The 23338-nt window shown below is 71.5% G+C and carries 24 protein-coding genes; 7 read left to right on the top strand and 17 right to left on the bottom strand.

Annotation, left to right across the window (positions count from 1 at the left end):
• Positions 1–85: 85 nt before the first annotated feature.
• Together DT019_RS08900 and DT019_RS40710 are read right to left on the bottom strand one after the other, a co-directional pair.
• Positions 86–577: a universal stress protein gene (locus DT019_RS08900; protein ID WP_189389342.1), complete on the bottom strand. Its 492-nt coding sequence runs from the start codon at positions 575–577 to the stop codon at positions 86–88.
• On the bottom strand, positions 574–705 hold the full coding sequence (locus DT019_RS40710) for a hypothetical protein (protein WP_262985318.1): 132 nt from the start codon (positions 703–705) through the stop codon (positions 574–576). Before DT019_RS40710 ends, DT019_RS08900 begins: the two co-directional genes overlap by 4 nt.
• 105 nt (positions 706–810) lie before the next feature.
• Between DT019_RS40710 and DT019_RS08895 the strand changes: the two genes are divergently transcribed.
• Complete coding sequence (locus DT019_RS08895) at positions 811–2298, top strand: PLP-dependent aminotransferase family protein (RefSeq protein ID WP_114036164.1); 1488 nt, start codon at positions 811–813, stop codon at positions 2296–2298.
• A gap of 49 nt (positions 2299–2347) precedes the next feature.
• On the opposite strand, the gene DT019_RS08890 is transcribed toward DT019_RS08895, so the two are convergent.
• Complete coding sequence (locus DT019_RS08890) at positions 2348–2665, bottom strand: DUF5955 family protein (RefSeq protein ID WP_114036163.1); 318 nt, start codon at positions 2663–2665, stop codon at positions 2348–2350.
• 165 nt (positions 2666–2830) lie between these two features.
• On the opposite strand from DT019_RS08890, the gene DT019_RS08885 reads away from it, so the two are divergent.
• Together DT019_RS08885 and aceB are read left to right on the top strand one after the other, a co-directional pair.
• A complete protein-coding gene (locus DT019_RS08885) occupies positions 2831–3445 on the top strand; it encodes an NTP transferase domain-containing protein (RefSeq protein ID WP_114036162.1) in 615 nt (204 codons plus the stop codon).
• A 264-nt stretch (positions 3446–3709) separates the two neighbouring features.
• Positions 3710–5329, top strand: coding sequence for a malate synthase A (aceB, locus tag DT019_RS08880; RefSeq protein WP_114036161.1), 1620 nt, complete (start codon positions 3710–3712; stop codon positions 5327–5329).
• 63 nt (positions 5330–5392) lie between these two features.
• Here the strand turns inward: aceB and DT019_RS08875 are convergent, their stop codons facing one another.
• Together DT019_RS08875 and DT019_RS08870 are read right to left on the bottom strand one after the other, a co-directional pair.
• Complete coding sequence (locus DT019_RS08875; protein ID WP_114036515.1) at positions 5393–6982, bottom strand: YfcC family protein; 1590 nt, start codon at positions 6980–6982, stop codon at positions 5393–5395.
• A gap of 20 nt (positions 6983–7002) precedes the next feature.
• Entirely contained in the window at positions 7003–8361 is a 1359-nt protein-coding gene (locus tag DT019_RS08870; RefSeq protein ID WP_114036160.1) for a M20/M25/M40 family metallo-hydrolase, read from the bottom strand.
• A gap of 166 nt (positions 8362–8527) precedes the next feature.
• Between DT019_RS08870 and DT019_RS08865 the strand changes: the two genes are divergently transcribed.
• Positions 8528–9730, top strand: a complete 1203-nt coding sequence (locus DT019_RS08865; protein ID WP_114036159.1) for an FAD-dependent monooxygenase — start codon at positions 8528–8530, stop codon at positions 9728–9730.
• Between the two features lie 135 nt (positions 9731–9865).
• Entirely contained in the window at positions 9866–10474 is a 609-nt protein-coding gene (locus DT019_RS08860) for a TIGR03086 family metal-binding protein (RefSeq protein ID WP_114036158.1), read from the top strand.
• A 49-nt stretch (positions 10475–10523) separates the two neighbouring features.
• Here the strand turns inward: DT019_RS08860 and DT019_RS08855 are convergent, their stop codons facing one another.
• Complete coding sequence (locus tag DT019_RS08855; RefSeq protein WP_114036157.1) at positions 10524–11384, bottom strand: pentapeptide repeat-containing protein; 861 nt, start codon at positions 11382–11384, stop codon at positions 10524–10526.
• A 375-nt stretch (positions 11385–11759) separates the two neighbouring features.
• On the opposite strand from DT019_RS08855, the gene DT019_RS08850 reads away from it, so the two are divergent.
• Positions 11760–12626: a chitosanase gene (locus DT019_RS08850; RefSeq protein ID WP_114036514.1), complete on the top strand. Its 867-nt coding sequence runs from the start codon at positions 11760–11762 to the stop codon at positions 12624–12626.
• 187 nt (positions 12627–12813) lie between these two features.
• A complete protein-coding gene (locus DT019_RS39470; protein ID WP_189389336.1) occupies positions 12814–13233 on the top strand; it encodes an excalibur calcium-binding domain-containing protein in 420 nt (139 codons plus the stop codon).
• Positions 13234–13238: 5 nt separating this feature from the next.
• On the opposite strand, the gene DT019_RS08835 is transcribed toward DT019_RS39470, so the two are convergent.
• The 11 genes from DT019_RS08835 to DT019_RS08785 all read right to left on the bottom strand — a co-directional run bounded on the left by DT019_RS08835 (position 13239) and on the right by DT019_RS08785 (position 23216).
• A complete protein-coding gene (locus DT019_RS08835) occupies positions 13239–13487 on the bottom strand; it encodes a DeoR family transcriptional regulator (RefSeq protein ID WP_147267289.1) in 249 nt (82 codons plus the stop codon).
• Entirely contained in the window at positions 13481–14410 is a 930-nt protein-coding gene (locus DT019_RS08830; RefSeq protein WP_114036153.1) for a haloacid dehalogenase-like hydrolase, read from the bottom strand. The genes DT019_RS08835 and DT019_RS08830 overlap by 7 nt, the downstream gene beginning before the upstream one ends.
• Before the next feature lie 2 nt (positions 14411–14412).
• Complete coding sequence (locus tag DT019_RS08825; protein ID WP_114036152.1) at positions 14413–15681, bottom strand: PTS transporter subunit EIIC; 1269 nt, start codon at positions 15679–15681, stop codon at positions 14413–14415.
• A gap of 205 nt (positions 15682–15886) precedes the next feature.
• On the bottom strand, positions 15887–17296 hold the full coding sequence (locus DT019_RS08820) for a nucleobase:cation symporter-2 family protein (RefSeq protein WP_223279362.1): 1410 nt from the start codon (positions 17294–17296) through the stop codon (positions 15887–15889).
• A gap of 384 nt (positions 17297–17680) precedes the next feature.
• Positions 17681–19072 carry an 8-oxoguanine deaminase gene (locus tag DT019_RS08815; protein WP_114036151.1) on the bottom strand — a complete coding sequence of 464 codons (1392 nt, stop codon included), beginning with the start codon at positions 19070–19072 and terminating at the stop codon, positions 17681–17683.
• 51 nt (positions 19073–19123) lie between these two features.
• Positions 19124–20524 carry a nucleobase:cation symporter-2 family protein gene (locus tag DT019_RS08810; RefSeq protein WP_114036150.1) on the bottom strand — a complete coding sequence of 467 codons (1401 nt, stop codon included), beginning with the start codon at positions 20522–20524 and terminating at the stop codon, positions 19124–19126.
• A gap of 68 nt (positions 20525–20592) precedes the next feature.
• On the bottom strand, positions 20593–21516 hold the full coding sequence (gene pucL / locus DT019_RS08805; protein WP_114036149.1) for a factor-independent urate hydroxylase: 924 nt from the start codon (positions 21514–21516) through the stop codon (positions 20593–20595).
• A gap of 5 nt (positions 21517–21521) precedes the next feature.
• Positions 21522–21911: a hydroxyisourate hydrolase gene (gene uraH, locus DT019_RS08800; RefSeq protein ID WP_114036148.1), complete on the bottom strand. Its 390-nt coding sequence runs from the start codon at positions 21909–21911 to the stop codon at positions 21522–21524.
• A complete protein-coding gene (uraD, locus tag DT019_RS08795) occupies positions 21911–22423 on the bottom strand; it encodes a 2-oxo-4-hydroxy-4-carboxy-5-ureidoimidazoline decarboxylase (RefSeq protein ID WP_189389333.1) in 513 nt (170 codons plus the stop codon). Before uraD ends, uraH begins: the two co-directional genes overlap by 1 nt.
• 167 nt (positions 22424–22590) lie before the next feature.
• Positions 22591–22968, bottom strand: coding sequence for a helix-turn-helix domain-containing protein (locus DT019_RS08790; protein WP_114036146.1), 378 nt, complete (start codon positions 22966–22968; stop codon positions 22591–22593).
• A complete protein-coding gene (locus tag DT019_RS08785; RefSeq protein ID WP_053725798.1) occupies positions 22965–23216 on the bottom strand; it encodes a hypothetical protein in 252 nt (83 codons plus the stop codon). Before DT019_RS08785 ends, DT019_RS08790 begins: the two co-directional genes overlap by 4 nt.
• Positions 23217–23338: the final 122 nt, after the last annotated feature.

The following is a 23338-nucleotide window of genomic DNA, read 5'->3' as shown; positions in this document are numbered from 1 at the left end:
CGCGCCCGTCCCGGACGACGACCGCGGCGCGGCCGGGCGATCGCGGGGCCGGGCCGTCCCCCGTACGGTCCGGCCCCCGCTCTCCTCACCCGTGCAGGGCGAAGTCCTCGGCCCTCGCGTGCCGCAGGGCTCGCGCCGCGCGCCGCGGCAGCGGGGGCGCCGGCGCCGTCAGGACGGCGGCGCGCGCGTGCTGGTGGACGTGGCGGCGCACCGGCGCCCGCCGCGCACCCGGCCGCGCGCCGATGACGAGCAGGTCCTCGGGCCGCGCGGCCAGCGCGCACAGCACCCGTCCCGCCCTGCCCCGGACGACGAGCCTGCGCACAGGCACGTCCTCGGGCAGGGCGCCCAGGGCCTGCTCGACGGCGCGGTCCAGCGTCTCGCGGGCCAGCCCCTCGTGGTGGGCGGCCCACGCGGCGTCCGGGTTGCGTGCGAAGAGGAACTCGCCCTCCGGCGGCTCCCAGGCGGTGACGACCAGCAGTGCGCGGCCGCCGCGGCGGGCCTCGTCGACCGCCGTCCGCAGCGCGGCGAGGCTGCCGAGCGACCCGCTGACGCCCACCACCACGCGGCCCCCGGTCACTTCGCGCGCCCCTTGCGCAGCCGTCGAAGGCCGCGGAAGCGGAGCAGCGAGACGCCGCGCGGGCCCTCCTCGCGACGCCGCTGCATCTCCCGCTCGAACCGGTCCGTGACCGCCACATCGCGTTCCATGACAACTCACCCTTCTCGGCCCCTGCGTGCAGGCCAATGCGCTGACAGAATCCGAGTCTGTACGCTGATTGGCCTGGAAGGCAGGGCCAATTCACGGAGGTTGGTATGGCAGGCATGCGGGTGGTCCGGTCCGTGGACACCGTGAGCAGCACCGCCCGCACGCTGGGCAGCCGTCAGCTCGCCGGTCAGGTCACCGCCATCACGGGCCCGCGCCCCGGCTACCGCGCACTCGCCCAGGGCGTGCGCTCACTGCTCCTGGACGGCCGCATCCCGCTGCACACCCGGCTGCCCGCCGAGCGTGAGCTCGCCACCGCCCTGGAGGTCAGCCGGGCCACCATCACGGCGGCGTACGACCTGCTGCGCGAGGGGGGCTACGCGCTCAGCCGACGCGGCTCGGGCACCTGGACCGAGCTGCCCGAGGGCACGACCCCGGCCAATGTGGCCCGCTATCAGGCGCCCGACGGCGTCATCGACCTGGCGATGGCCTCACCCGCCGCCCCCGCGGCGGAGCTGGCCGCGGCCTACGCACTGGCCGGGCCGGAAGTGGCCTGCCACGCCGCCACCAACGGCTACCACCCGCTCGGCCTGCCCGAACTGCGCGCCGCCGTCGCCGAGCGCTACACCCGGCGCGGCCTGCCCACCCTGCCCGAGCAGATCCTGATCACCACGGGCGCCCAGTCCGCGGTGTCGCTGGTGGTGAACCTCCTCGGGCGGCCGGGCGACCGGGCCCTCGTGGAGAGCCCCTCGTATCCCAACGCCCTCGACGCGGTGCGCCACGCGGGGCTGAGGATCACCCCCGTGCCCGTGACCGAGGACGGCTGGGACATCGAGCTCCTGGAGTGCACCCTGCGCCAGACCGCGCCCCGGCTCGCCTACCTCATCCCGGACTTTCAGAACCCGACCGGCGCCCTGATGAGCACCGAGCAGCGCACCCGGCTGCTGCGCGCGGCCCGGGCGACGGGCACCTGGCTGCTCATCGACGAGACCATGGCCGAGATGTCCCTGGAGGGCCCGGCTCCGGCGCCCTTCGTGTCCCTCGCCCACCAGGGCGAGTCCGAGCAGATCGTCACGGTCGGCTCGCTCAGCAAGACGCACTGGGGCGGGCTGCGCACCGGCTGGGTGCGGGCGAGCTCCCGGCTCGTCAACGAGCTGGCCGCGCTGCGCATCCATGTGGACCTGGCGCCCTCGCTCGTCGACCAGGTGCTCGCCAAGACGCTGCTGCCCGGCATGGACGACGTCCTGCGCACCCGGCTGCCGCAGCTGCGCGAGCGGCGCGACGCGCTGGCCGCGTCCCTGGCCCGCCATCTCCCCGAGTGGCGCTGGCAGTCGCCGGCCGGCGGGCTCTGCCTCTGGGTCGATCTGGGCCGGCCGGTCGCGGGGGTGCTGGCCCAGGCGGCCCTGGCCCACGGGGTGAACCTCCAGCCGGGTTCGCGCTTCGCCGCCGATCCCGGCACCCACGAACACCGGCTGCGCATCCCCTTCGTGCACGAGCCGGAGCGAGCGGAGGAGGCGGTCCGCCGCCTGGCCGCCACCCTGGACGCGGGCCTGCCCGCCGTCATCGGCGAGCAGAACCGCCCGCACTGGGTGGCGTGAACCCGCCCTGGCGGGGCGGAAGTTCACGCCGGGGCCCCGGGGCGGCCGCTCAGGTGCGGCCCGGCGGCTCGCCGAACAACTCGACCGCCTTGCGTACGTCACTCACCGCGGCCGCCAGCGCGCTGACCGAGCCGATCGAGCCCGCGATCAACAGCAGCGAGCGGCGCAGCCGGGGAACCTCCGGGACGCCACTGATCGCCATCGCGTCCAGCGCGGCCAGCTCGTCCTCGGCCACGGCCCGGTCGGGAAACTCCGCCGGATGACCGGCCAGCTCCCGGCGCAGCCGCGACACGGCCGCCCGCAACTCGCTCACCCTGGGGTCCTCACCACTGCCCGCCACGGCCCTCTGCTCCACGCCTCGCAACAAAAGCCCTCCCCCACGCACGTCCTTGTGCAGGTGTTGAGAACCCGCGCAGCGAAGGTCAACTGCCGGGATTCGCGGGTCAGTTAACGCCATGCGGTGTGCCGTGCGCCACTGCGCGGACGGAATTCGGCAGAAGCATTGGGTATATCTGGGGCCATGACACAACCGATGACAAATGCCGCACAGGTCACAGGGCTGCTGCTCGCGGCGGGCGGCGGCCGGCGGCTCGGCGGCCGCCCCAAGGCGCTGCTGCCGCACCGGGGCCGTCCGCTGGTGGAGAACGCGGTCCGGGTGCTGCGCGAGGGCGGCTGCCGCACCGTGTACGTGGTGCTCGGAGCCGCCGCCGACGAGGTGCGGGCCCGCGCGGACCTGGCGGGCTGCGTGCTGGTCGACAATCCGGACTGGTCCGAGGGGATGGGCTCCTCGCTGCGGGCCGGCCTGGAGGCGCTGGCCACGTCGGACCCCGGCGCCGAAGGCGGGCCGGGGGCGGCGCTGGTCTCGCTGGTGGACCAGCCCGGCATCGGCGCCGAGGCGGTGGCCCGGGTGCTCGCCGCCCACCGTTCGGGCGATGCGCTCGCGGCCGCCTCGTACGACGGCAAGCGCGGCCATCCGGTGCTGTTCGGCGCGGGCCGCTGGGCGGACATCGCGACGAGCGCGACCGGCGACCGCGGTGCCCGCGCCTATCTGAAGGCCCATGAGAGTGAGATCGTCCTGGTCGAGTGCGGGGACGTGGCGGAGCCGTACGACATCGACACGGAGGCGGATCTGGGCCGTCTCGCCTAGATGTGGAGTACACAGGAAGGGCGTGGAGTCCGGTGGAGACGTGGAGTGAACGGGGTGGCACCCAGCGCCATGGTCTGTCGACCCGGAGAATCTCGACATCAACAAACCATTGAACTTCCACCATGAGGAAACTAGTATCCACTGTTCAGAAGCGCCCGTCAGATCAGCCGGCGCCCGCAGTCGTATCTCGGAGCCCTGGCACTGAGTGCCATGTTGGGTGACCCGGCGGCCGTCAGGGCACCGCCCGCGAAGGAGTGACAGCTCATGTCCGCACCAGCGCCGTCCCCGCTGGCCATCGTCGATGCCGAGCCCCTGCCCCGGCAGGAGGAGGTACTCACCGACGCGGCCCTCGCCTTCGTGGCCGAGCTGCACCGGAACTTCACGGCCCGCCGTGACGAGCTCCTCACCCGCCGCCAGGACCGCCGGGCCGAAATCGCCCGCACCTCCACGCTCGACTTCCGCCCCGAGACGGCCGAGATCCGCGCGGCCGACTGGAAGGTGGCGCCGGCCCCGGCCGCGCTGAACGACCGCCGCGTGGAGATCACCGGTCCGACCGACCGCAAGATGACCATCAACGCCCTGAACTCGGGCGCGAAGGTCTGGCTCGCCGACTTCGAGGACGCCTCGGCTCCCACCTGGGAGAACGTCGTCCTCGGCCAGCTCAATCTGATCGACGCGTACGAACGCCGCATCGACTTCACCGACGCGAAGTCCGGCAAGTCGTACGCCCTCAAGGACGCCGACCAGCTCGCGACCGTCGTCATGCGCCCGCGTGGCTGGCACCTGGAGGAGCGCCACCTCCAGTTCGACGGCCGCCCGGTCCCCGGCGCGCTCGTCGACTTCGGCCTGTACTTCTTCCACAACGCCCAGCGCCTGATCGACCTCGGCAAGGGCCCGTACTTCTACCTCCCCAAGACGGAGTCGTACCTGGAGGCCCGCCTCTGGAACGACATCTTCGTCTTCGCGCAGGACTACGTGGGCATCCCGCAGGGCACCGTCCGCGCCACCGTCCTGATCGAGACGATCACGGCCGCGTACGAGATGGAAGAGATCCTCTTCGAGCTCAAGGACCACGCGGCGGGCCTGAACGCGGGCCGCTGGGACTACCTCTTCTCCATCGTGAAGAACTTCCGCGACGGCGGCGAGAAGTTCGTCCTGCCGGACCGCAACGCGGTGACGATGACGGCGCCCTTCATGCGCGCCTACACCGAGCTCCTGGTCCGCACCTGCCACAAGCGCGGCGCGCACGCGATCGGCGGCATGGCCGCGTTCATCCCCTCGCGCCGGGACGCCGAGGTGAACAAGGTCGCCTTCGAGAAGGTCAAGGCCGACAAGGACCGCGAGGCGGGCGACGGCTTCGACGGCTCGTGGGTGGCCCACCCCGACCTGGTCCCGATCGCGATGGCCTCCTTCGACGCGGTCCTCGGCGACAAGCCGAACCAGAAGGACCGGCTGCGCGAGGACGTCTCGGTGGCCCCCGGCGACCTGATCGCCATCGACTCCCTCGACGCCAAGCCCACCTACGCGGGCCTGGTCTCGGCCGTCCAGGTCGGCACCCGCTACATCGAGGCGTGGCTGCGCGGCCTCGGCGCGGTCGCCATCTTCAACCTCATGGAGGACGCGGCCACCGCCGAGATCTCGCGCTCGCAGATCTGGCAGTGGATCAACGCCGGGGTGGTCTTCGAGAACGGTGAGAAGGCCACGGCAGACCTCGCCCGCAAGGTCGCGGCCGAGGAACTCGCCGCGATCCGCGCGGAGATCGGCGAGGAGGCCTTCGCCGCCGGCAAGTGGCAGCAGGCCCACGACCTCCTCCTGAAGGTCTCCCTGGACGCCGACTACGCCGACTTCCTGACCCTCCCGGCCTACGAGCAACTCGTCGGCTGACCAACCTGGTCGGACTCTCCGGCTGGACCCCCGGTACCGCACAGCACCGGGGGCCCAGCCGTGTCACGTCAGGGCCGCGCCCGCCGCCACGAACGCGCAGACCAGGATGAACAGGATGGCGAGCAGCGGCGCCACGAAGCGCAGGTACTTGTTGTAGCCGACCTTCGCCAGGGCCACGCCGCCGATGGTGACGGCGGTCGTGGGGACCCACAGGTTCATCCAGCCGCTCGCCGCCTGCCAGGCGGTCACCACCACCGCGCGCGAGACGCCCGCGAAGTCGGCCAGCGGGGCCAGGATCGGCATCGCGAGGGTCGCGTGGCCCGAGGTCGAGGGGATCAGGAAGGCCAGCGGAAGGTTCACCACGAAGACGATCACCGCGAACAGCGTGGACGGGGCGCCCTTCACCACGCCCTCGATCGAATGCAGCACCGTGTCCGTGATCTGCGCGTTGTTCATGATGACCGTGACGCCGCGGGCCAGCACGATGACGAGCGCCGGGGAGATGAAGTCGGCGGCTCCCTGGATGATCGTCGAGCTCAGTGCGGCCTCGCCGAGCCGGGCCGCCACCCCCACCAGGACCGCGGCCACCAGGAACAGGGCCGCCAACTGCGGGAAGGACCAGCCCAGTTCCCAGCCGTACGGGGTCGCGTCAGCCCTGCCCGTCAGCGCGCTGGACCACGGCACCACCGAGAAGATCATGAAGGCGAAGACGAGGGCGAGGAGGGCGAGGACCAGTCGGTGGGTCCGGGTCAGCTCCGGGGGTTGGTCCGCCGGACCCGCCGGCGAGGCCCCTTCCGGTGCTGACCGGGGCTCGTCGCCGGCGTCCGCCGACGGCGCCGCCGCTTCCCGGTGGTCCAGGTCTCCCGGCAGGAAACCCGTGAGGGACTTCGACGGGTCCCGCTGCACGCGCCGCCCGTAACGGACCACGTACAGGATCGACACCGCCGTGAGGACCGCCCACATCACGAAGCGCAGGACGATGCCGTCGCCCAGGGAGATCCCGGCCGCCGAGGACGCGACGCCCGTCGCGAACGGGTTGACCGTCGAGCACAGCACACCGATGCCCGCGCCCACGATGATGGTGCCGGTCGCCACCAGCCGGTCGTAGCCGAGCGCCAGCATCAGCGGCACGATCAGTCCGTAGAAGCCGAGGGTCTCCTCCGCGAAGCCCTCGACCGTGCCGAGCACCGAGAAGACCGTCATCACGCCCGCGATGAGCAGCGCGCCGCGCTCGCGCAGCCGGTGCGCGAGCAGACCGATCCCGCGGTCGAGCGCGCCGGTCCTGAAGACCACGGTGATGAACGCGCCGATGGCCAGGACGAAGAGGAACACCCCGGCGCTGCCGTACAGTTCACCGGCCATCGTGGGGCCGACCCGGCCCGACTTGGCGTCCTGGACGCCGTACAGGCCGTTGACCGGGGAGAGGAAGAGGTCGCCCAGGCGGTCCGTGAAGCTCTGGCCGTTGTCGACCCGGTGGTAGGTGCCCTCGACCGGCGCCCCCTTGTCGTTGCGGTCGTACGCGCCGGACGGGATGACGAACGCGAGGACCCACACGGCCAGCGTGACGATCGCGAGGATCGTCAGCGCACTCGGGAAGCGCAGTCCTCCGCTCTTGGCCGGCGGCTCCTCGAAGGGCGGGTCCGGGGGCGGCACCGCGGACGGGGCCGGCGCCGTCACGCCCCGGCTCCGAACGCCGCCGCGTACTCCCGCAGGAAGGCCGCCTCCGCGATCACGGCGCCGCGCAGCTCGGAGAAGAGGACGCGTTCGTTCGGGGCGTGCAGGGCGCACATGCTGTCCTGCGCCCCGAAGAGCAGCACCTCCGCCCCGGGCGCCGCCTTCGCGAGCCCGTTGACCAGGGGGATCGAGCCGCCGCTCGCCGCGAAGGCGGGCTCCGCGCCCCAGCCCTCGCGCAGCGCGGTGAGCGCCGCGCGGTAGGCGGGGCCGCCGGTCGCGGGCTCGAAGCCGGGCCCGGCGTCGCCCGCGGTGACGGTGAGCGCGATGCCGAAGGGACGCAGTGCCTCCAGATGGGCGACCAGCCTGCCCTGCGCCTCCTTCGGATCCTGCTGCGGATGGACGCGGAGGTTCAGCTTGGCGCGGGCGTAGGGGACCACCGCGGACGCGGCGTGGTCGACGGTCGGGGCGTCCAGGCCGATGACGGTGACGGCCGGCCCGCTCCACAGGCGTTCGCCGAGGCTCCCGGTGCCCAGGAGCGGCACCCCCTCGCAGACGGCCGCGAGCTCGCGGAACTCCGCGTCGGTGTACGAGGTGCCGGACCACTCCTCACGGCGCAGCCCCGCGACGGCCACGTCGCCCCCGGCGTCGTGGAGGGTGGCGAGGGCGTGCAGCAGCACGAGCAGGGCGTCGGGCGCCGCGCCGCCGAACTCTCCGCTGTGCCGCGCCTCGGCCAGGGTGCGCACCTCGACGACCACCTCGCAGGCGCCGCGCAGCCCGGTGGTGAGGGTGGGTGAGCCGGGGCGGATGTTGCCCATGTCCGCGATGACCATGGCGTCGCAGGCGAAGCGTTCGGGATCGGTGGGCGGATAGTCGTCGAAGGCGCTGCCGTACTCCTCCTGGCCCTCGATCACGATCTTGATGCCGGTGGGCGGGCGGCCGCCGTACGCCCGCAGCATGCCCACGTGGACGAGGACGTTGGCCTTGTCGTCCGCGATGCCCCGCGCCCGCAGTCCGCCCTCGACCGGGGTCGGCTCGAAGGGCGGCGAGAGCCACAGCGCGGGATCGCCGGGCGGCTGGACGTCGTAGTGGCCGTACAGCAGCACCGTCGGGGCGGCCGGGTGCGGCGGCGGGATCTCGGCATAGACGACGGGGGCGGTACCGGGCAGGTCGAGCCGTTCGATGCGCTCGACACCGGCGCCCCGCAGCAGCTCCACCACCAGGTCGTGCGCCTGGCGCACCGGTTCGGGAGGGAAGCCCGGGAAGGCGATGGAGGGGATGCGGGCCAGCCGTTCCAGGTCTGCCCGCAGCCCGTCCATCAGTGCGTCGACCCTCGCTCGCAGGTCCTGGTCCGCGTCCATGGGACTCAATGGACCACGCGGGGCACGGCGGCGCATCCCGTGATCGCCCGAGTGCCCCCTCCCCACGCCCCCTGCGCGGTCCGCGCCTTGCTGCGACAATCCGGCGGGGGACGTCCGCCGGGCCGGGGGGCTCGGCACCCCTGACGAGAATGCGAGGACGCTGGGGATGCGTGGAGGGCGAGTGGCCGTCGTGGGCGGGAGCGTCGCGGGGTGCGCCGCGGCACTGGCCGCGCACCGCGGGGGCGCCGAGGGGATCACGGTGTACGAGCGGGCCGCGGGGCAGCTGGCCGACCGCGGGGTGGGGCTCGCGATGCACAACGTCCGCTACGCCGAACTGGAGGCGGCCGGGTACGTGGACGCGTCGATGCCGTGGATCCAACTCACCCGGCGCAGTTGGTACGTTCGCGACGGCGCGGCCCCGCTCGGCCGTCTGGTCGGGGCGCTGCCGTTCCCCTTCCGCACCTACAACTGGGGCCCGCTCTGGCGCGAACTGCGGGCCCGGGTGCCTCAGTCGGTGGAGTTCCGCGCGGGCACGGCGGTCGACCGGCTCGATGTCACCGGGCACGAGGTGCGGTTGAGCACGGCCGGGGGCGGCACCGAGCGGTTCGACTTCGTCGTGGGCGCGGACGGCTACCGCTCGGTGGTCCGCACCGCCGCCTGCCCCGAGGTGGGCCCGGCCTACGCGGGCTATCTCGCCTGGCGCGGCGCCTTCCCCGCCGAGCGGCTCCCCGATTCCGGCCTGTGGCCGGTGGAGGACTGCGTGTACGCCGTCTTCGCGGGCGGGCACGCGATCATCTACCGGATCCCGGACGGCCGGGGCGGCCACCGCGTGAACTGGGTGCTGTACGGGGCCCCGCCGGCCGATCACGGACTGCCGCTGGACTCCCCCACCAGCCTGCCGCCCGGCACCCTCACCGACGCGCTCCGGGCCCGGGCCCTGGAGATCGCGGACACCCAACTCGCACCCTACTGGGGCCGGTTGATGCACCTGACGGCGCCGGAGGAGCTCTTCGTCCAGCCGATGTACGACTTCACCGCGCCCCGGTACGCGGTCGGCCGGCTCGTGCTGGCCGGGGACGCCGCCACGGTGGCCCGCCCGCACACCGGCGGCGGCGCGGTCAAGGCGCTCCAGGACGCGACCGCCCTGGAGTCCGCGCTGACATCGGCCGCGAGCTGGCCCGAGGCGCTGGCCGCCTACGACGCCGGTCGCTCGGCGGTCGGGCGCACCATGGTCGACCTCGGCCGCAGCCTGGGTCGCGGGCTCGTCCAGGAGAGCCCGGACTGGCGCGCCATGGACGGGCCGGGCCTGGAGAAGTGGTGGCAACAGGCGGACGGATCGGGCGCGTTCGGCGGCCGCAAGCTCGCCTGAAGCACGGTCGGCCCCGCCGTACGCGCTGAGCGGGGGTAGGGCGACGACCTGTTCGGTGACCGCCCCGGCCGGACGACGGGCGAACGCGCGGGGCGCCGGGCGATGAGTTTCCGGTCCGCGCGCCGTCTTCCCTGCATGAGCAGCGACACGAACGCCCCCGCACCCCTGCCCGACCTCGGCCACGCGGCGGCCGAGCTGACCCGCCTTCTCGCAGGCGTACGCGACGATCAGCTGAAGGGCCCCACGCCCTGTCCCGAGTACACCCTGCGCGACCTGCTCGCCCACATCGCGGGGCTCAGCGTCGCCTTCCAGGACGCCGCCCGCAAGAACCTCGGCCCGACCACCGGCACCGCCCCGAGCAGCACCCGCCCGCCCGAGCTGCCCGCCGACTGGCGCGGCTCGCTGCCCCTCGCCCTGGCCGCGATGGCCGCCGCCTGGCGGGACCCGGCGGCGTGGGCGGGCACCACCCAGGCCGGCGGTCTCACCCTGCCCGCCTCGGTCGCCGGGTGCGTCGCCCTCGACGAGCTCGTGGTCCACGCCTGGGACGTGGCCCGGGCCACCGGTCAGGCCTACCGGCCCGCCCCGGCCGACCTGGAGGTCTCCTACGCGTTCCTCGCCCCGTCGAAGGACGACCCCGCCTCCCGCGGCGACGCCTTCGGCCCGGCCGTCGACGTCCCGGCCGACGCTCCGCCGCTCGACCGCCTCATCGGCATGAGCGGCCGGGACCCGGGCTGGACGCCCTAGCTCCCGGCCCCGGCCGGGCGCCGACCGCCCGCGGCGACGCCCTGGGCGGCTACCAGTGGGCGGGCCGGGTCAGCGACGGCGGGAGCTTGGTCGTCGCGTCGCCCTTCGCCGCGTTCAGCTGGGCCTGGGTGAGGAAGAACGCCTCGGTGAGGTCGGCGCCGGCCAGCCGCGCGTCGCGGAAGTCCGCGCCGATCAGGTCGGCCAGGCGCAGGTCGGCGCCGCGCAGATCGGCGGCGATCAGGAAGGCGCCCCGCAGGTTCGCGCCGCGCAGATCGGCGCCCTTCAGCCTGGCGCCCATCAGGTCGGCGCCGCGCCGGTCCTTCTTCCTGCCCTTGAAGTCGGCCCTGACCAGCTCGCTCGCCCGCAGCAGGAGCTGGTTGACCCGGCCCCGGTGGGCGGGCACGTCCAGCCCTGCCAGCGCCTCGGGGGCCAGTGCCGTGAACGCCTCGGTCTCCTCCAGCGCGGCGCGCAGCTCGGCGTGGACGGGCCCCGCCTTCGGCAGGGCGAGCGCTTCGGTGACGTACCAGAGCAGCTCGTGGAGCTGGCGCATCACCGGGAAGACCGCGAACATCGACGCGGCGGTTTCGGGCGCCGTACGCCAGTCGCGGCCCTCGAAGGTCTGCTGGGAGACCTTCTGGCCGGCGCCGAAGCAGTCGTACACCGTGCAGCCCTGGAAGCCGCTCGTGCGCAGCTCGCGGTGGATGCCGCAGCGGAAGTCCTGCTGGAGGTTCGGGCAGGGCTTTCCGGCCGGCTTGTCGATCGCGAAGTCCGCGGACTTCGCGTAGGCGAGGGCGACGCAGCACAGGCCGAAGCAGCTGCCGCAGTCGGAGACGAGGGCGAGCCGGGTCGCGCCGGGGGCCGGAGCGGCCGGCTCGGGGTGCTCGGACAACGTGCGGGACTCCTCTGACATGCGGTGACAGCAGCCCGTCACTCTACCCGGGGAGCCCCGCCCCGCGCGCCCGCGAGCGGCGCCTCGGCCGGTCGGCCCGGCGACCGTCCGTGCGCGACCGGGGCGAGGAGGCCCGGGATGAGCGCCGAGGCCCCGCCCCTGCGCACCCCCGGTTCGTCCGGCGCGCATCCGGTCGGCACGACGACCCGCCGGACCTTTCCGGGCGTCCCTCCAACTCCCCCTTGTCCAGGCCCCGTTCGGTGACCGCGACAGGGCGCCCCGGTGTCCGGACACTTCAACTTCCTTGTGCCGCAGGGGTGTACGGCCGCTTCACGACAATGGTAGGAAAGTTTCCTAACAGAACACCGGAGCGACCAACTCCTTTTGGAGGTCCAGGTGCACACCCCCCACCGCAAGACCACCGCACGCCGCACCAAGATCGCCGTACGCGCCCTGCTCGGCACCGCGCTCCTCGCGGTGCCGGTCACGGCCTACGCCGCCGAGAACCCGGCCGTCGCGACAGCGGACAATGCGACGGTGAACAACGCCGCCGCGACCGGGCTCGACGACCCGGCGAAGAAGGACATAGCCATGCAGCTCGTCTCCAGTGCGGAGAACTCCTCGCTGAACTGGAAGGCGCAGTACAAGTACATCGAGGACATCAAGGACGGGCGCGGCTACACCGCCGGCATCATCGGATTCTGTTCCGGTACCGGCGACATGCTCGACCTCGTCAAGCTCTACACCGCGCGCAACCCCGGCAACGTCCTCGCGAAGTACCTGCCGGCCCTGGAGAAGGTCAACGGGACCGACTCGCACAAGGGGCTCGACCCGGGCTTCACCAAGGACTGGAAGACCGCCGCCTCGGAGACCGCCTTCAAGGAGGCCCAGAACGACGAGCGGGACCGGGTGTACTTCAACCCGGCCGTCAGCCAGGGCAAGTCCGACGGGGTCGGCACGCTCGGGCAGTTCATCTACTACGACGCCATCGTGATGCACGGCGACGGAAGCGACCCCACCAGCTTCAGCTCCATCCGCAAGAAGGCGCTCGCCAAGGCCAAGCCGCCGTCGCAGGGCGGCAACGAGACGACGTACCTGAACGCGTTCCTGGACGCCCGGGTGTGGGCGATGAAGCAGGAGGAGGCACACAGCGACACCAGCCGCGTCGACACCGAGCAGCGGGTCTTCCTGAAGAAGGGGAACCTGAGCCTGGACACCCCGCTCGACTGGAAGGTGTACGGCGACCCGTACCACATCGGGTAACGGCCCCCACGGGAACGGCGGGTGGGGCAGCGGAGGGCTGCCTCACCCGCCTTCTCCGTACGTTCCCGAACGTAGTGCGGCTGAATTCGGCCGAGTTGACCCATCTCCCTTTACGAAACCTTTGCGGCCCGTATTCTCTCCTTCACCGGATCATCACAAGCGCCCGATCGTTCGAGAGAGCCGCCGCATGCGCATATCCAGCCCCGCCGTCCGCACTCTGCTCCTGACCGGCGTGCTCGGTGCGCTCGCCCTCACCACGACCGGCTGCGACGACGACAAGCCCGAGCCGAAAAAGCCGCCCGTCGTGAGCACCCCGGCCGCGACACCTTCGCCGTCGCCCTCACCGACGCTCCCGGCGAGCCCGAGCGCGACTCCGCCCGCCACTCCGACGCCTCCGGCGACCAGGACCCCGCCGAAGCCCAAGCCGGCGGCCCCCAGCCTCCCGCCGCCGATGGACGGGGCTGGGGACAAGGGCGGCGACAGCACCGTGTACTACAAGAACTGCGCCGCCGCCCGCGCCGCCGGAGTGACCCCGCTCCACCGCGGCGACCCCGGCTACGCTGCCCACCTGGACCGGGACGGCGACGGCATCGCCTGCGAGCGGTGACTCGCTCAGGCCGCCTGTCCGTTGGCGAGCCGCCAGGTCATCCAGTCCGCGCCGTCCTCGAACTGGGCGCTCGGGAAGGCGCGGGCGCCGCAGCGCACCCGGCGCAGCCGCCCCTCCGCCTCCAGGAGCGCCAGATCGCGGTAGACGGTCATCCGGCTCACCCGCATGTCACGGATCAGCTCGGCGACCGAGACGTGACCCTGGTACTCGACCCGGGCCGCGATGCGGGCCCGGCGCCGGTCGGCGGTCAGCATGCGCCGCACCGGGTGCCGCGGCCGCCGAGCGCCATCCGGTTCCAGGTGTGGCGACGCCCCCGGATCGCGACCGAGTACGCGTAGAGCAGCTCCGGGTCGCACATGCCGGGGATGAAGGAGTCCCCGAAGTGATGGGCGTCGACCCCGATCTCCTTTGCCGTCAGGGCGAGTTGGGGCACGACGTCGGTGTGCGAACCCTCCTGGCTGGTGCCGATCGCGCCCATCACCACGGCGCCCGCGTCCTGCACGGCCGCGACCGCCTCGGCGGCCAGCTCCCTGGTGACGCCGGGCATGGTGCCGGGCAGCGGCAGGACGACGCCGTCGGCGCCCGCCTCGACGAGCGAGGCGAGGCGGCCCGCGGTGACCCGCTCGGGATGCCCGGCGTGGTGCATCTTGCCGCTCCACAACGCCACATCGTCCCCGAGCCCCTTGCGCAGCTCCTCGGTCACGCGGGCCAGGCCCTCGTACGAGCCGCCGGTTCCGGGGTTCGCGGTGAGGCAGAGCATGGCGGCGCCCATGTCGACGAGCCGCTTGGCGTGCTCGGGCCTGGCCCGGCGGATCTCGGGTACGTCGCCGGGTTCGAGGTTGACGGCGACCGGGCGGCCGATGTGCGCCGCCAGGTCACCGATGGAGGTGAAGGTCCCGAGGCCGGGCAGCGTCAACTTCCTGCCGTCCCAGGCCCGTTCGATGAGATTGAGGACGACGATGTCGGCCCCGAAGGCCGCGACGAGCTCCATGTTGTGGACGCCCCGGCCGTCCTCCCCCGGGATGAGCGCGGCCCGCTCGGCGAAGACCTCGGCGACCACGGTGCGGCCCTCGGCGGCCGCCACGGCGGCGGTGAGCCTCTTGCCGCGCAGGGCGGCCAGCCTCTCCCGGTCGAGGTCGAGGATGCGCGTGGTCGTTTCAACCGCTGGATTCTTCATGGCTACTTGGCCTCCGCCTTCATGAGTTCGGCCAGTTCCTCGTCGGATTCCCGGCCCGGTGTCGGCAGGTTGAACCGGGTGATCGCGAAGCGGAAGACGGCGTAGTAGAGGGCGGCGAAGCAGACGCCGATCAGGGCGAGCAGCCAGGGGTGGTGCGCGATGCCGAGGTTGAGGAAGAAGTCGATGGCTCCCGCCGAGAAACCGAAGCCGTCCTTCATGCCGAGGGCCCAGGTCAGCGCCATGGAGACACCGGTGAGCACCGCGTGGATCGCGTACAGGACCGGCGCGATGAACATGAAGCTGAACTCGATCGGCTCGGTGATGCCGGTGATGAACGCGGTGAGCGCGAGCGAGAGCATCATGCCGCCGACGACCTTGCGGCGCTCGGGGCGCGCGCAGTGCGTGATCGCGAGGCAGGCCGCCGGAAGGGCGAACATCATGATCGGGAAGAAGCCGGTCATGAACTGCCCGGCGCTCGGGTCCCCGGCCAGGAAGCGCGGGATGTCGCCGTGCTTGCCGTTGTAGTCGCCCGCCTGCCACCAGGGGAAGGAATTCAGGAGGTGGTGCATGCCGACGGGGATGAGGCCGCGGTTGGCGACGCCGAAGATCCCGGCACCGACCGCGCCCGAACCGACCAGCCACTCACCGAAGTTGTGCAGGCCCGCGCCGAGGACGGGCCAGATCAGGCCGAAGACGATGCCGATGAGCAGGCCCGCGAAGGAGGAGAGGATCGGGACGAGACGGCGGCCGCCGAAGAAGCCCGCCCAGTCCGGCAGCTTGGTCCGGTAGAACTTCTGGTACAGCAGCGCGACGACGATGCCCATGACGACACCGCCGAGCACTCCGGCGTTGACCGGGGCCTCGTTCATGACGATCTTGCCGTCGACGACGGCCGCCACCTTCGGCAGGGTGCTGTCGGTGAAGGTGGCGAGCACCTTCTGGAAGACCAGGTATCCGGCGACGGCCGCGAGCGCGGTCGAGCCGTCCGACTTCCTGGCGAACCCGATGGCGATGCCGACGCAGAACAGCAGCGCGATGTTGTCGATGATCGCGCCGCCGCCGGCCGCCATGTATCCGGCGATCTTGGTGACGACGGTCGGGAAGGAGTCCCGGCCGAGCATGTCGGTGTTGCCGAGGCGTACGAGAAGGGCCGCGGCCGGCATCACGGCCACCGGCAGCATCAGGCTCCGGCCGATGCGCTGCATCACGGCCATCACGCCTGAGCCCTTTTTCTTCTTCTCGGTCGCGTCCGTCGGGGCGGCCGTACTCATCTGCTTCCTCCACGGAAAGGGTGTTGCCGTGGCAGGGAGCGCAACATCCGGACGGGCCGCACCCGTGACGGGATACGGCCCTTCCGTTCTAACACCGTGAACCGGCGCTCGGCGGGGCGAGCGGGCAACGGGCGACCTAAGGCCCGGCAGGTGGAGCCACAGGTCCCGCGACCGGCCGGGACCTGCCCGGCCGAACGGCCGATCCTCAGTGCAGGGCGACCGCCGGTTCGGCCGCCTGGAGCGCCTCGACCTCGCTCTCGTCCCGCTTCTTGCCGAAGTGGTTGAAGGCCAGGTTGAGGACGATGGCCACCACGCATCCGGTGGAGATCCCGGAGTCGAGCACGACCAGGAGCTTGTCGGGGAAGGCGTGGTAGAAGCCGGGCTTGGCGATGGGGATCAGTCCGATGCCGACCGAGGCGGCCACGATCAGCGCGTTCTCCCCCTTCTCCAGGGCCGCCGTCGACAGCGTCTGGATGCCGCTCGCGGCGACCGAGCCGAACAGCACGATGCCCGCGCCGCCGAGCACCGGCAGCGGTACGAGGGAGATCACCGAGGCGGCCACGGGGCACAGGCCGATGACGACCAGGATGAGGCCGCCGGTCGCGACGACGAAGCGGCTGCGCACCTTGGTCATCGCGACGAGCCCGATGTTCTGGGCGAAGGCGCTGGCCATGAAGCCGTTGAACACGGTGCTCAGCGCGGATCCCAGGGTGTCGGCGCGCAGACCGGCCGCGATGGTCTCCTGGTCCGCGGGGCGCTCGACGATCTTCCCGAGGGCCAGCATGTCGGCGGTGGACTCGGTCATGCAGACCAGCATCACGATGCACATGGACACGATCGCGGCGATGTCGAACTGCGGGGCGCCGAAGTGGAACGGCGTCGGGAAGCCGATGACGTCGGCGTGCTTGATGGTGTCCAGGCTGGTCTTGCCCATCGGGATCGCGATGACCGAACCGGCCACCAGACCGAGCAGGATCGCGATCTGCTGCAGGAACCCGCGCAGCATCCTGCGCAGTGCGAGCACGATGACCAGGGTGATCCCCGCCAGCGCGAGGTTGGAGAGCGAGCCGTAGTCGGCGGCCTTCTCGTTGCCGCCGGAGGACCAGTTGAAGGCCACGGGAAGCAGCGAGACACCGATCAGGGTGATCACGGTGCCGGTGACGACCGGCGGGAAGAACCGGACGAGCCGGCCGAAGTACGGGGCGGCTATGAAGCCGAGCAGTCCGGCGACGATGACACCGCCGAGGATGACGGGGATCGCGTTGGTGCCGTGCTCCTTGCCGATGGCGATCATCGGGGTGACCCCGGCGAACGAGACTCCGTTCACGAAGGGCAGCTTGGCGCCGATCTTCCAGATCCCGAGGGTCTGGAGCAGGGTGGCGAGGCCCGCGGTGAACAGGCTCGCGGCGACCAGAAAGGCGGTTTCCTTGGTACTGAGCCCCACGGCGGGGCCAACGATCATGGGCGGGGCCACCACACCCGCGTACATGGCGGCCACGTGCTGAAGGCCGCTGGTGAACATTTTCAGCGGGGGGAGTGTCTCGTCGACCGGGTGCTTCTCGCCGGTCTGGGCGGGGCTGACTGCGAAGTTGCGAAACCTGGGCTGTGCGGCCACGGCGGTTCCTCCGGTCGGTTACACGTCGGCGGTGGACGCGGGTGTCAGGGAGGTGGTGCGGTGTGGTGCGTCGAGCAGGTGGTGCAGGCAGTGCGGACAGCGCGGCTCTGCTGTCGGGCGGGGCGCGGGGGCCCGGACGGCGCGGGGTGGCGACTGCCGGTGCGGGCGGGTCCCGGTCGGGCGGGGGCGTGGGTGGCGCCGGGGTGTGCGATGTGACGGAACGTCAACTGCTGTCGTGTGCACGGTGGTTCGGGACGGGTTTTCACCGTTCCGGGGGGTGCGTACGTCCTTGTAGTACGCACCCCCCGGCCCAGCTTCCGTGGGCCCCGCTCGGGTCCACGGCGACCGGCCGAGGGCCGTCCCCCTCGGCCGGACTCCTTGGGGTCAGGCCTGCGCCGCGATCCGGGCGAGGCGCTGGGCCTCCTCGCGGGTCGCCACGGCGATGGCGTCCTCGTCGACCGTGGTGAGACGGCTGTTCTCGACGATCTGCCGGCCGTTCACGAACGAGGCCGTGACCGGGGCCGCCGCGCCGAAGACCAGCGCGGTGACCGGGTCGGCGATGGAGGCGTGGGCGAGGGTGTCCAGCTTCCACAGCACGAAGTCGGCGAGCTTGCCCGCCTCCAGCGAACCGATCTGGTCGGCGCGGCCGAGCACCTGGGCGCCGCCGTAGGTGCCGAGCCGCAGCGCCTGGCGGGCGTTGAGCGCGGCCTCGCGGTGCTGGGCGTTGAGGCGGTTGATGAGCAGCGCGTTGCGCAGTTCGGTGTGCAGCTCGCCCGACTCGTTGGAGGCGGTGCCGTCCACACCGAGGCCGACCGGGACGCCCGCCTTCAGCATGTCCGGGACGCGGGCGATGCCCGCGGCCAGCCGCGCGTTGGAGGACGGGCAGTGGGCGACGCCGGTGCCGGTGCGGGCGAAGGCGGCGATGTCGGAGTCGTTCATGTGGACGCAGTGCGCCATCCACACGTCGTTGCCGAGCCAGCCGGTCGACTCGAAGTAGTCGGTCGGGCCCATGCCGAACAGTTCCTTGCAGAACTGCTCCTCCTCCACGGTCTCCGAGCCGTGGGTGTGCAGGCGTACGCCCTTGGCACGGGCCAACTCGGCGCCCTGCTTCATGAGTTCGGTGGAGACCGAGAAGGGCGAGCACGGCGCGACGGCGACCTGGGTCATCGAGCCGAAGGAGGCGTCGTGGAAGCGGTCGACGGTCTCGGCGGTCGCCGACAGGGCGCCGTCGAGGGTCTCGACGGCGAAGTCCGGCGGCAGGCCGCCGTCCTTCTCGCTGCGGTCCATGGAGCCGCGGGCCAGGGTGAAGCGCACACCCATCTCGGAGGCCGCGCCGATGATCGCGCCGGACAGGTCGCCCGAGTTCCGCGGGTAGACGTAATGGTGGTCCATCGCGGTGGTCACACCACCGCGGGCCATCATCGCCAGCGAGCCCTGGGCCGCGACGCGCCCCATCTGCTCGTCGATGCGCGCCCACGTCGGGTAGAGGGCGACCAGCCAGTTGAAGAGGTTGTGGTCGGTGGCCAGACCACGCGTGATCCACTGGTAGAAGTGGTGGTGCGTGTTGACCAGGCCCGGGGTGACCAGGTGGCCGGTGCCGTCGATGCGGCGGACCACATTCTCCAGGCCCTTCGGGGCCTGGCCGGCTCCGATCGACTCGATCTTGTTGTCGGCGACGACCAGGTAGCCGGAGGCGTACTCGGTGTCATTCGCGTCCACGGTGGCGATCGCACAGTTCTCGATGACGATGCGCTGGGGGGCTGCCGAAGGTGCCATGGTGCTTCCTTCTTCGTTCAGTGGCGGCTGCAGATTGGGCACGGCAGGACCCTACGAGGATTTGAGTGCCGGGGCCGCGACGCGGCTCCGGGTGCCGAGATGGTGGAAGAAAAGGTTGAGCAGGACCGCGGTGAGCGCTCCCGCGCTGATGCCGGAGCCGAGCACCGTCTGTGCCCAGGCGGGGAATCCGGCGTAGAAGGTGGGCGCGGCCAGCGGGATGATGCCCGCCCCGAGCGCCACGGCCACCAGGATGATGTTGGAGCTGTCGTCGAGCCCGGCCTCGGAGAGGGTGCGGATGCCGCTCACCGCGATCGAGCCGAACAGGACGATTCCGGCGCCGCCGAGGACGGGCATCGGGACCAGCGAGACGACCGCGCCGAGCACCGGGAACGCGCCGAGCACGAGGAGCGCTCCGCCCGCGACGGCCACCACGTACCGGCTGCGTACGCGGGTCAGCGAGACCACGCCGACGTTCTGGGCGAACGCGCTGGTCGGGAAGCCGCCGAAGACGGGGCCGAGCAGGGTGGCGAGGCCGTCGGTGCGCAGCCCGCGGGCGATGGTGCGCCCGTCGGTGCGGCGCTCGCAGATCTCGCCGATGGCCAGCATCCCGGCGCTGGACTCGGTCATCAGGACCAGCATGACGATGCAGAGCGAGAGGACGGCGGCGGGCTGGAACTCGGGGGCGCCGAAGGCGAAGGGCGTCGGCAGGGCGGCGACGGGCGCGGACCTCAGGGCGGAGAAGTCGGCCATGCCGAAGGGGATCGCCGCGAGCGTGCCGATCAACAGGCCGAGCAGCAGAGCGACTTGGCGCAGGAAGCCGCGGCCGAAGCGCTGGAAGAGCAGGATCACGACGAGCGTGAAGGCGGCGAGCGCCAGGTGGCTCATGGACCCGAAGTCGGCGGCGTTCTTGTCGCCGCCCTGGGCCCAGGACACGGGTACGGGCATCAGCGTGACGCCGATGAGCGTGATCACCACACCGGTCACCAGCGGCGGGAAGAAGCGCAGCAGCCGGCCGAAGAACGGCCCCACCAGGAGGCAGAAGACTCCGGCGACCATCACCGCGCCGTAGATGGCGGGGAGTTGATGGCCCTTGGCGCTGGTCTCGGCGATCGCGAGCATGGGCGCGATGCCGGCCGAGGAGGCGGCGTTGACGAACGGGAGGCGGTTCCCGGCGAAGTTGGCGATGCCGAGGGTCTGCAGGACGGTGGCGAGCCCGGCGATGAGCAGGCTGGCCGCGATCAGACGGGTCTGTCCCGCGGTGTCCAGGCCGACGGCCTGGCCGATGATGAGCGGAGGGGTGACGACGCCCGCGTACATGGCGGCGATGTGCTGGAGCGCGGCGGGGACGAGCCGCGCGGCAGGAAGCTTTTCGTCCACCGGGTGCACGGCACCTTCAGGTGGGGTGGGACATGGGCCGTCGGCTGATGCCGGCCCCATTGCGGGCTGTGCCATGGGATTTCCCTCCGGTCTGGCCGGCCCCCGCCCGACTGCGGGCGGGCGGGGGCGGGCTCAGTGCCGCGTCAGAGGTTGGTCATGTCGACCGGGATCTGCGGCTCGACGCCGTCGCGCAGGACGGTCGCCTCGATCAGACCGTACGGACGGTCGGCCGCGAAGTAGACCTCGTTGTCGTTCTTGAGCCCGAACGGCTCGAGGTCCACCAGGAAGTGGTGCTTGTTCGGCAGCGAGAAGCGAACCTCGTCGATCTCGGACCGGTTGTTGATGATGCGCGAACCCATCTGGTACAGGGTCTGCTGGAGGGAGAGCGAGTACGTCTCGGCGAAGGCCTGCAGCATGTGCTTGCGCACCTGCTCGTAGGACTTCTCCCAGTTGGGCGCCTTCTGCTCGTCGTCGCTCCAGTTGAAGCGCCAGCGGGCCGAGACCTGCGTCGCCAGGATGCGGTCGTAGGCCTCCTGGAGCGTCGTGTACTTGTCCTTGACGTAGCCCCAGAACTCGGAGTTCGTCGAGTTCATCACGACCAGGTCCTTGAGGCCCGAGATGACCTCCCACTTCTCACCGTCGTAGGTGATCTGGGTGACCCGGGTCTCCTGGCCCTTGCGGACGAAGGAGTGCTTGACGTCGTCGGAGCCGATGAACTTCGAGTTGGCCTCGGAGGTCTCGATGCGCTCCCAGGAGTACTCCTCGATCCGGATGCGCGCGACCTTGATCGGCTCCTGCGAGGTCACGAAGTGCCGCGCGAGGTGGATGCCGAACTGCTCGGCGGACTCGATGCCGTACTCCTTGGCGAACGCGTACACCGTGTTCTTGGTGGTGTCGGTCGGGAGCACATTGGCGTTCGAGCCGGAGTAGTGCACGTCCTCCATGTCGCCGGACAGGGCGACGGAGACGTTGAGGTCCTTGATGTGGTGCGTGTCGCCGTCCCGCGTGATCTTGACGACGCGGTTCTCTGCTTTGCCGTACTGGTTCTGGCCGAGAATCGTGGGCATGTCTGCTAGCTCCCTCGGTAAACGGAGTAGCCGAACGGGTTGAGCAGCAGCGGTACGTGATAGTGCTCGCCCGGCGTGACGGCGAACGTGATCGCCACCTCCGGGAAGAACGCACCGCTGTCCCTTACGCGGGGGGCGTCCTGCTGCGCCTCGGCTTGCTTCTTTGCGAAGTACGACTCGACCTCGAAGTCGAGCCGTACGTGGGTGGTGCCTTCCGGCAGCGCCGGCAGGTCCTTGCAGCGCCCGTCCGCGTCGGTGGCCGAGCCGCCGAGCGCCACCCACTCGGCCTCGGAGCCCGAGCGGGCCGCGAGCGAGATGGCGACGCCCTCGGCGGGGCGTCCGATGCTGGTGTCCAGGATGTGCGTGGACACCGAGGCCGTGGTCGCGGTACTCATCAGTCCTTGTCCTCTTCTACGAGACGGGTCAGCCGGATTCGGTTGATCTTCCCGAGTTCGGTGCGCACGATCTCGCGCTCCTCCTCGGCGGTGTTGCCGATCCGGGTCTTCACCGCGTCGCGCATCTGCTCGCCGGTGGCACCGGTCGCGCAGATCAGGAAGACATGACCGAACTTCTCCTGGTAGGCCAGGTTCAGTTCGAGCAGCTCGGCCTTGAGGGCCTCGGAGGCCCCGGCCATGCCGCGCTGTTCACGCGCGGAGGTGGGGTCACCCGGCTTCGGGCGGCCGATCGGCGGGTGCCCGGCCATCGCCTCTTCCAGGTCCTCAACACCGAGCTCGGCCAGAGCGGCGTCACTGGCGGCGAAGAGGTCCTCTGCGGTGGCGTACGGGCGCTGGGCGAGCAGCTTGCTCCCCCACGCCGAACTGGCGCACACCTCGTGGAGCTCGGCGAGCGCCGCGCTGTCCTGTGAGGTGTTGAACCGGGCGAGGCCCGGTGTCGAAGTCGAAGTCACGGCGGCCTCCGTGGCCTTGGTGCTGAACGGGCTGCGGATAGCTAACGCCCTGAGAAACATCCCGTCAACACTTTGTTGAAAACTTGGGGTTACAAAAACCGCCGCCCGATGTCCGGACGGCGGTTCGTTGCGCGGGGGGTGCCCAGACCGGCACCGAGGGTGCTCGCTCAGTCGTCCTTGGCGGCGTTTTCCCTGTTCAGGTAGTTGTACACGGTGAACCGGCTGACCCCGAGGGCCGAGGCGACGGTCTCGACGCCGTGTCGCACCGAGAAGGCGCCCCGCGCCTCCAGGGTCCGTACGGCGGACTGCTTGGCCTTGCGGTCCAGGGACGCGAGCGGCATCCCGTGGCGGCGCTCCATGGCGGCCAGGATGTGGTCCAGGGAGTCCGAGAGCTGCGGGAGGCGCACGGCGACGACGTCCTCGCCCTCCCAGGCCAGCAGCACGTCGTCGGGCCGGGCGCGCTCGGGCGCGAGTATCTCGGCGCCCATGGCGTCGACGAGCGGCTTGACGGCCTGGATCAGCGGGTGGTCCGTCGGTTCGGTCACTTCTCGCCCTCCCCGATCACGTTGACCTGGAGCGAGACCCGGGTGGCGCCCGCCGCCAGAGCCTTGCGCAGCAGCGCGTCCACCGCGGTCAGCACCTCGTCGGCGCCGCCTTCCGCGGTATTGCCGAAGGGGCCGACGTCGACCGCGTCGAGCCGGGCCGCCTGGATGACGTCGCGGGCGACCACGGCATGCGGGGGCGCCTCGTCGAGGTCGAAGGGCTCGGTCGTGAACTCCACTCTCAATCGCACGCGCTCAACCTACTGCGAGGTCGACGAAATCCGGGAGGGCCCCTTGACAAGCTCGCAGGTCCCCCTGCAACCTTCCATCAAGCAGAAAATAACTTCCGCAATACGGAAGGAGCGCACACCCC

Origin of the sequence: Streptomyces sp. SDr-06 (genome assembly GCF_003324565.1) — a bacterium.
GTDB lineage: Bacteria > Actinomycetota > Actinomycetes > Streptomycetales > Streptomycetaceae > Streptomyces.
This window is presented reverse-complemented; position numbering and strand designations above follow the sequence as displayed.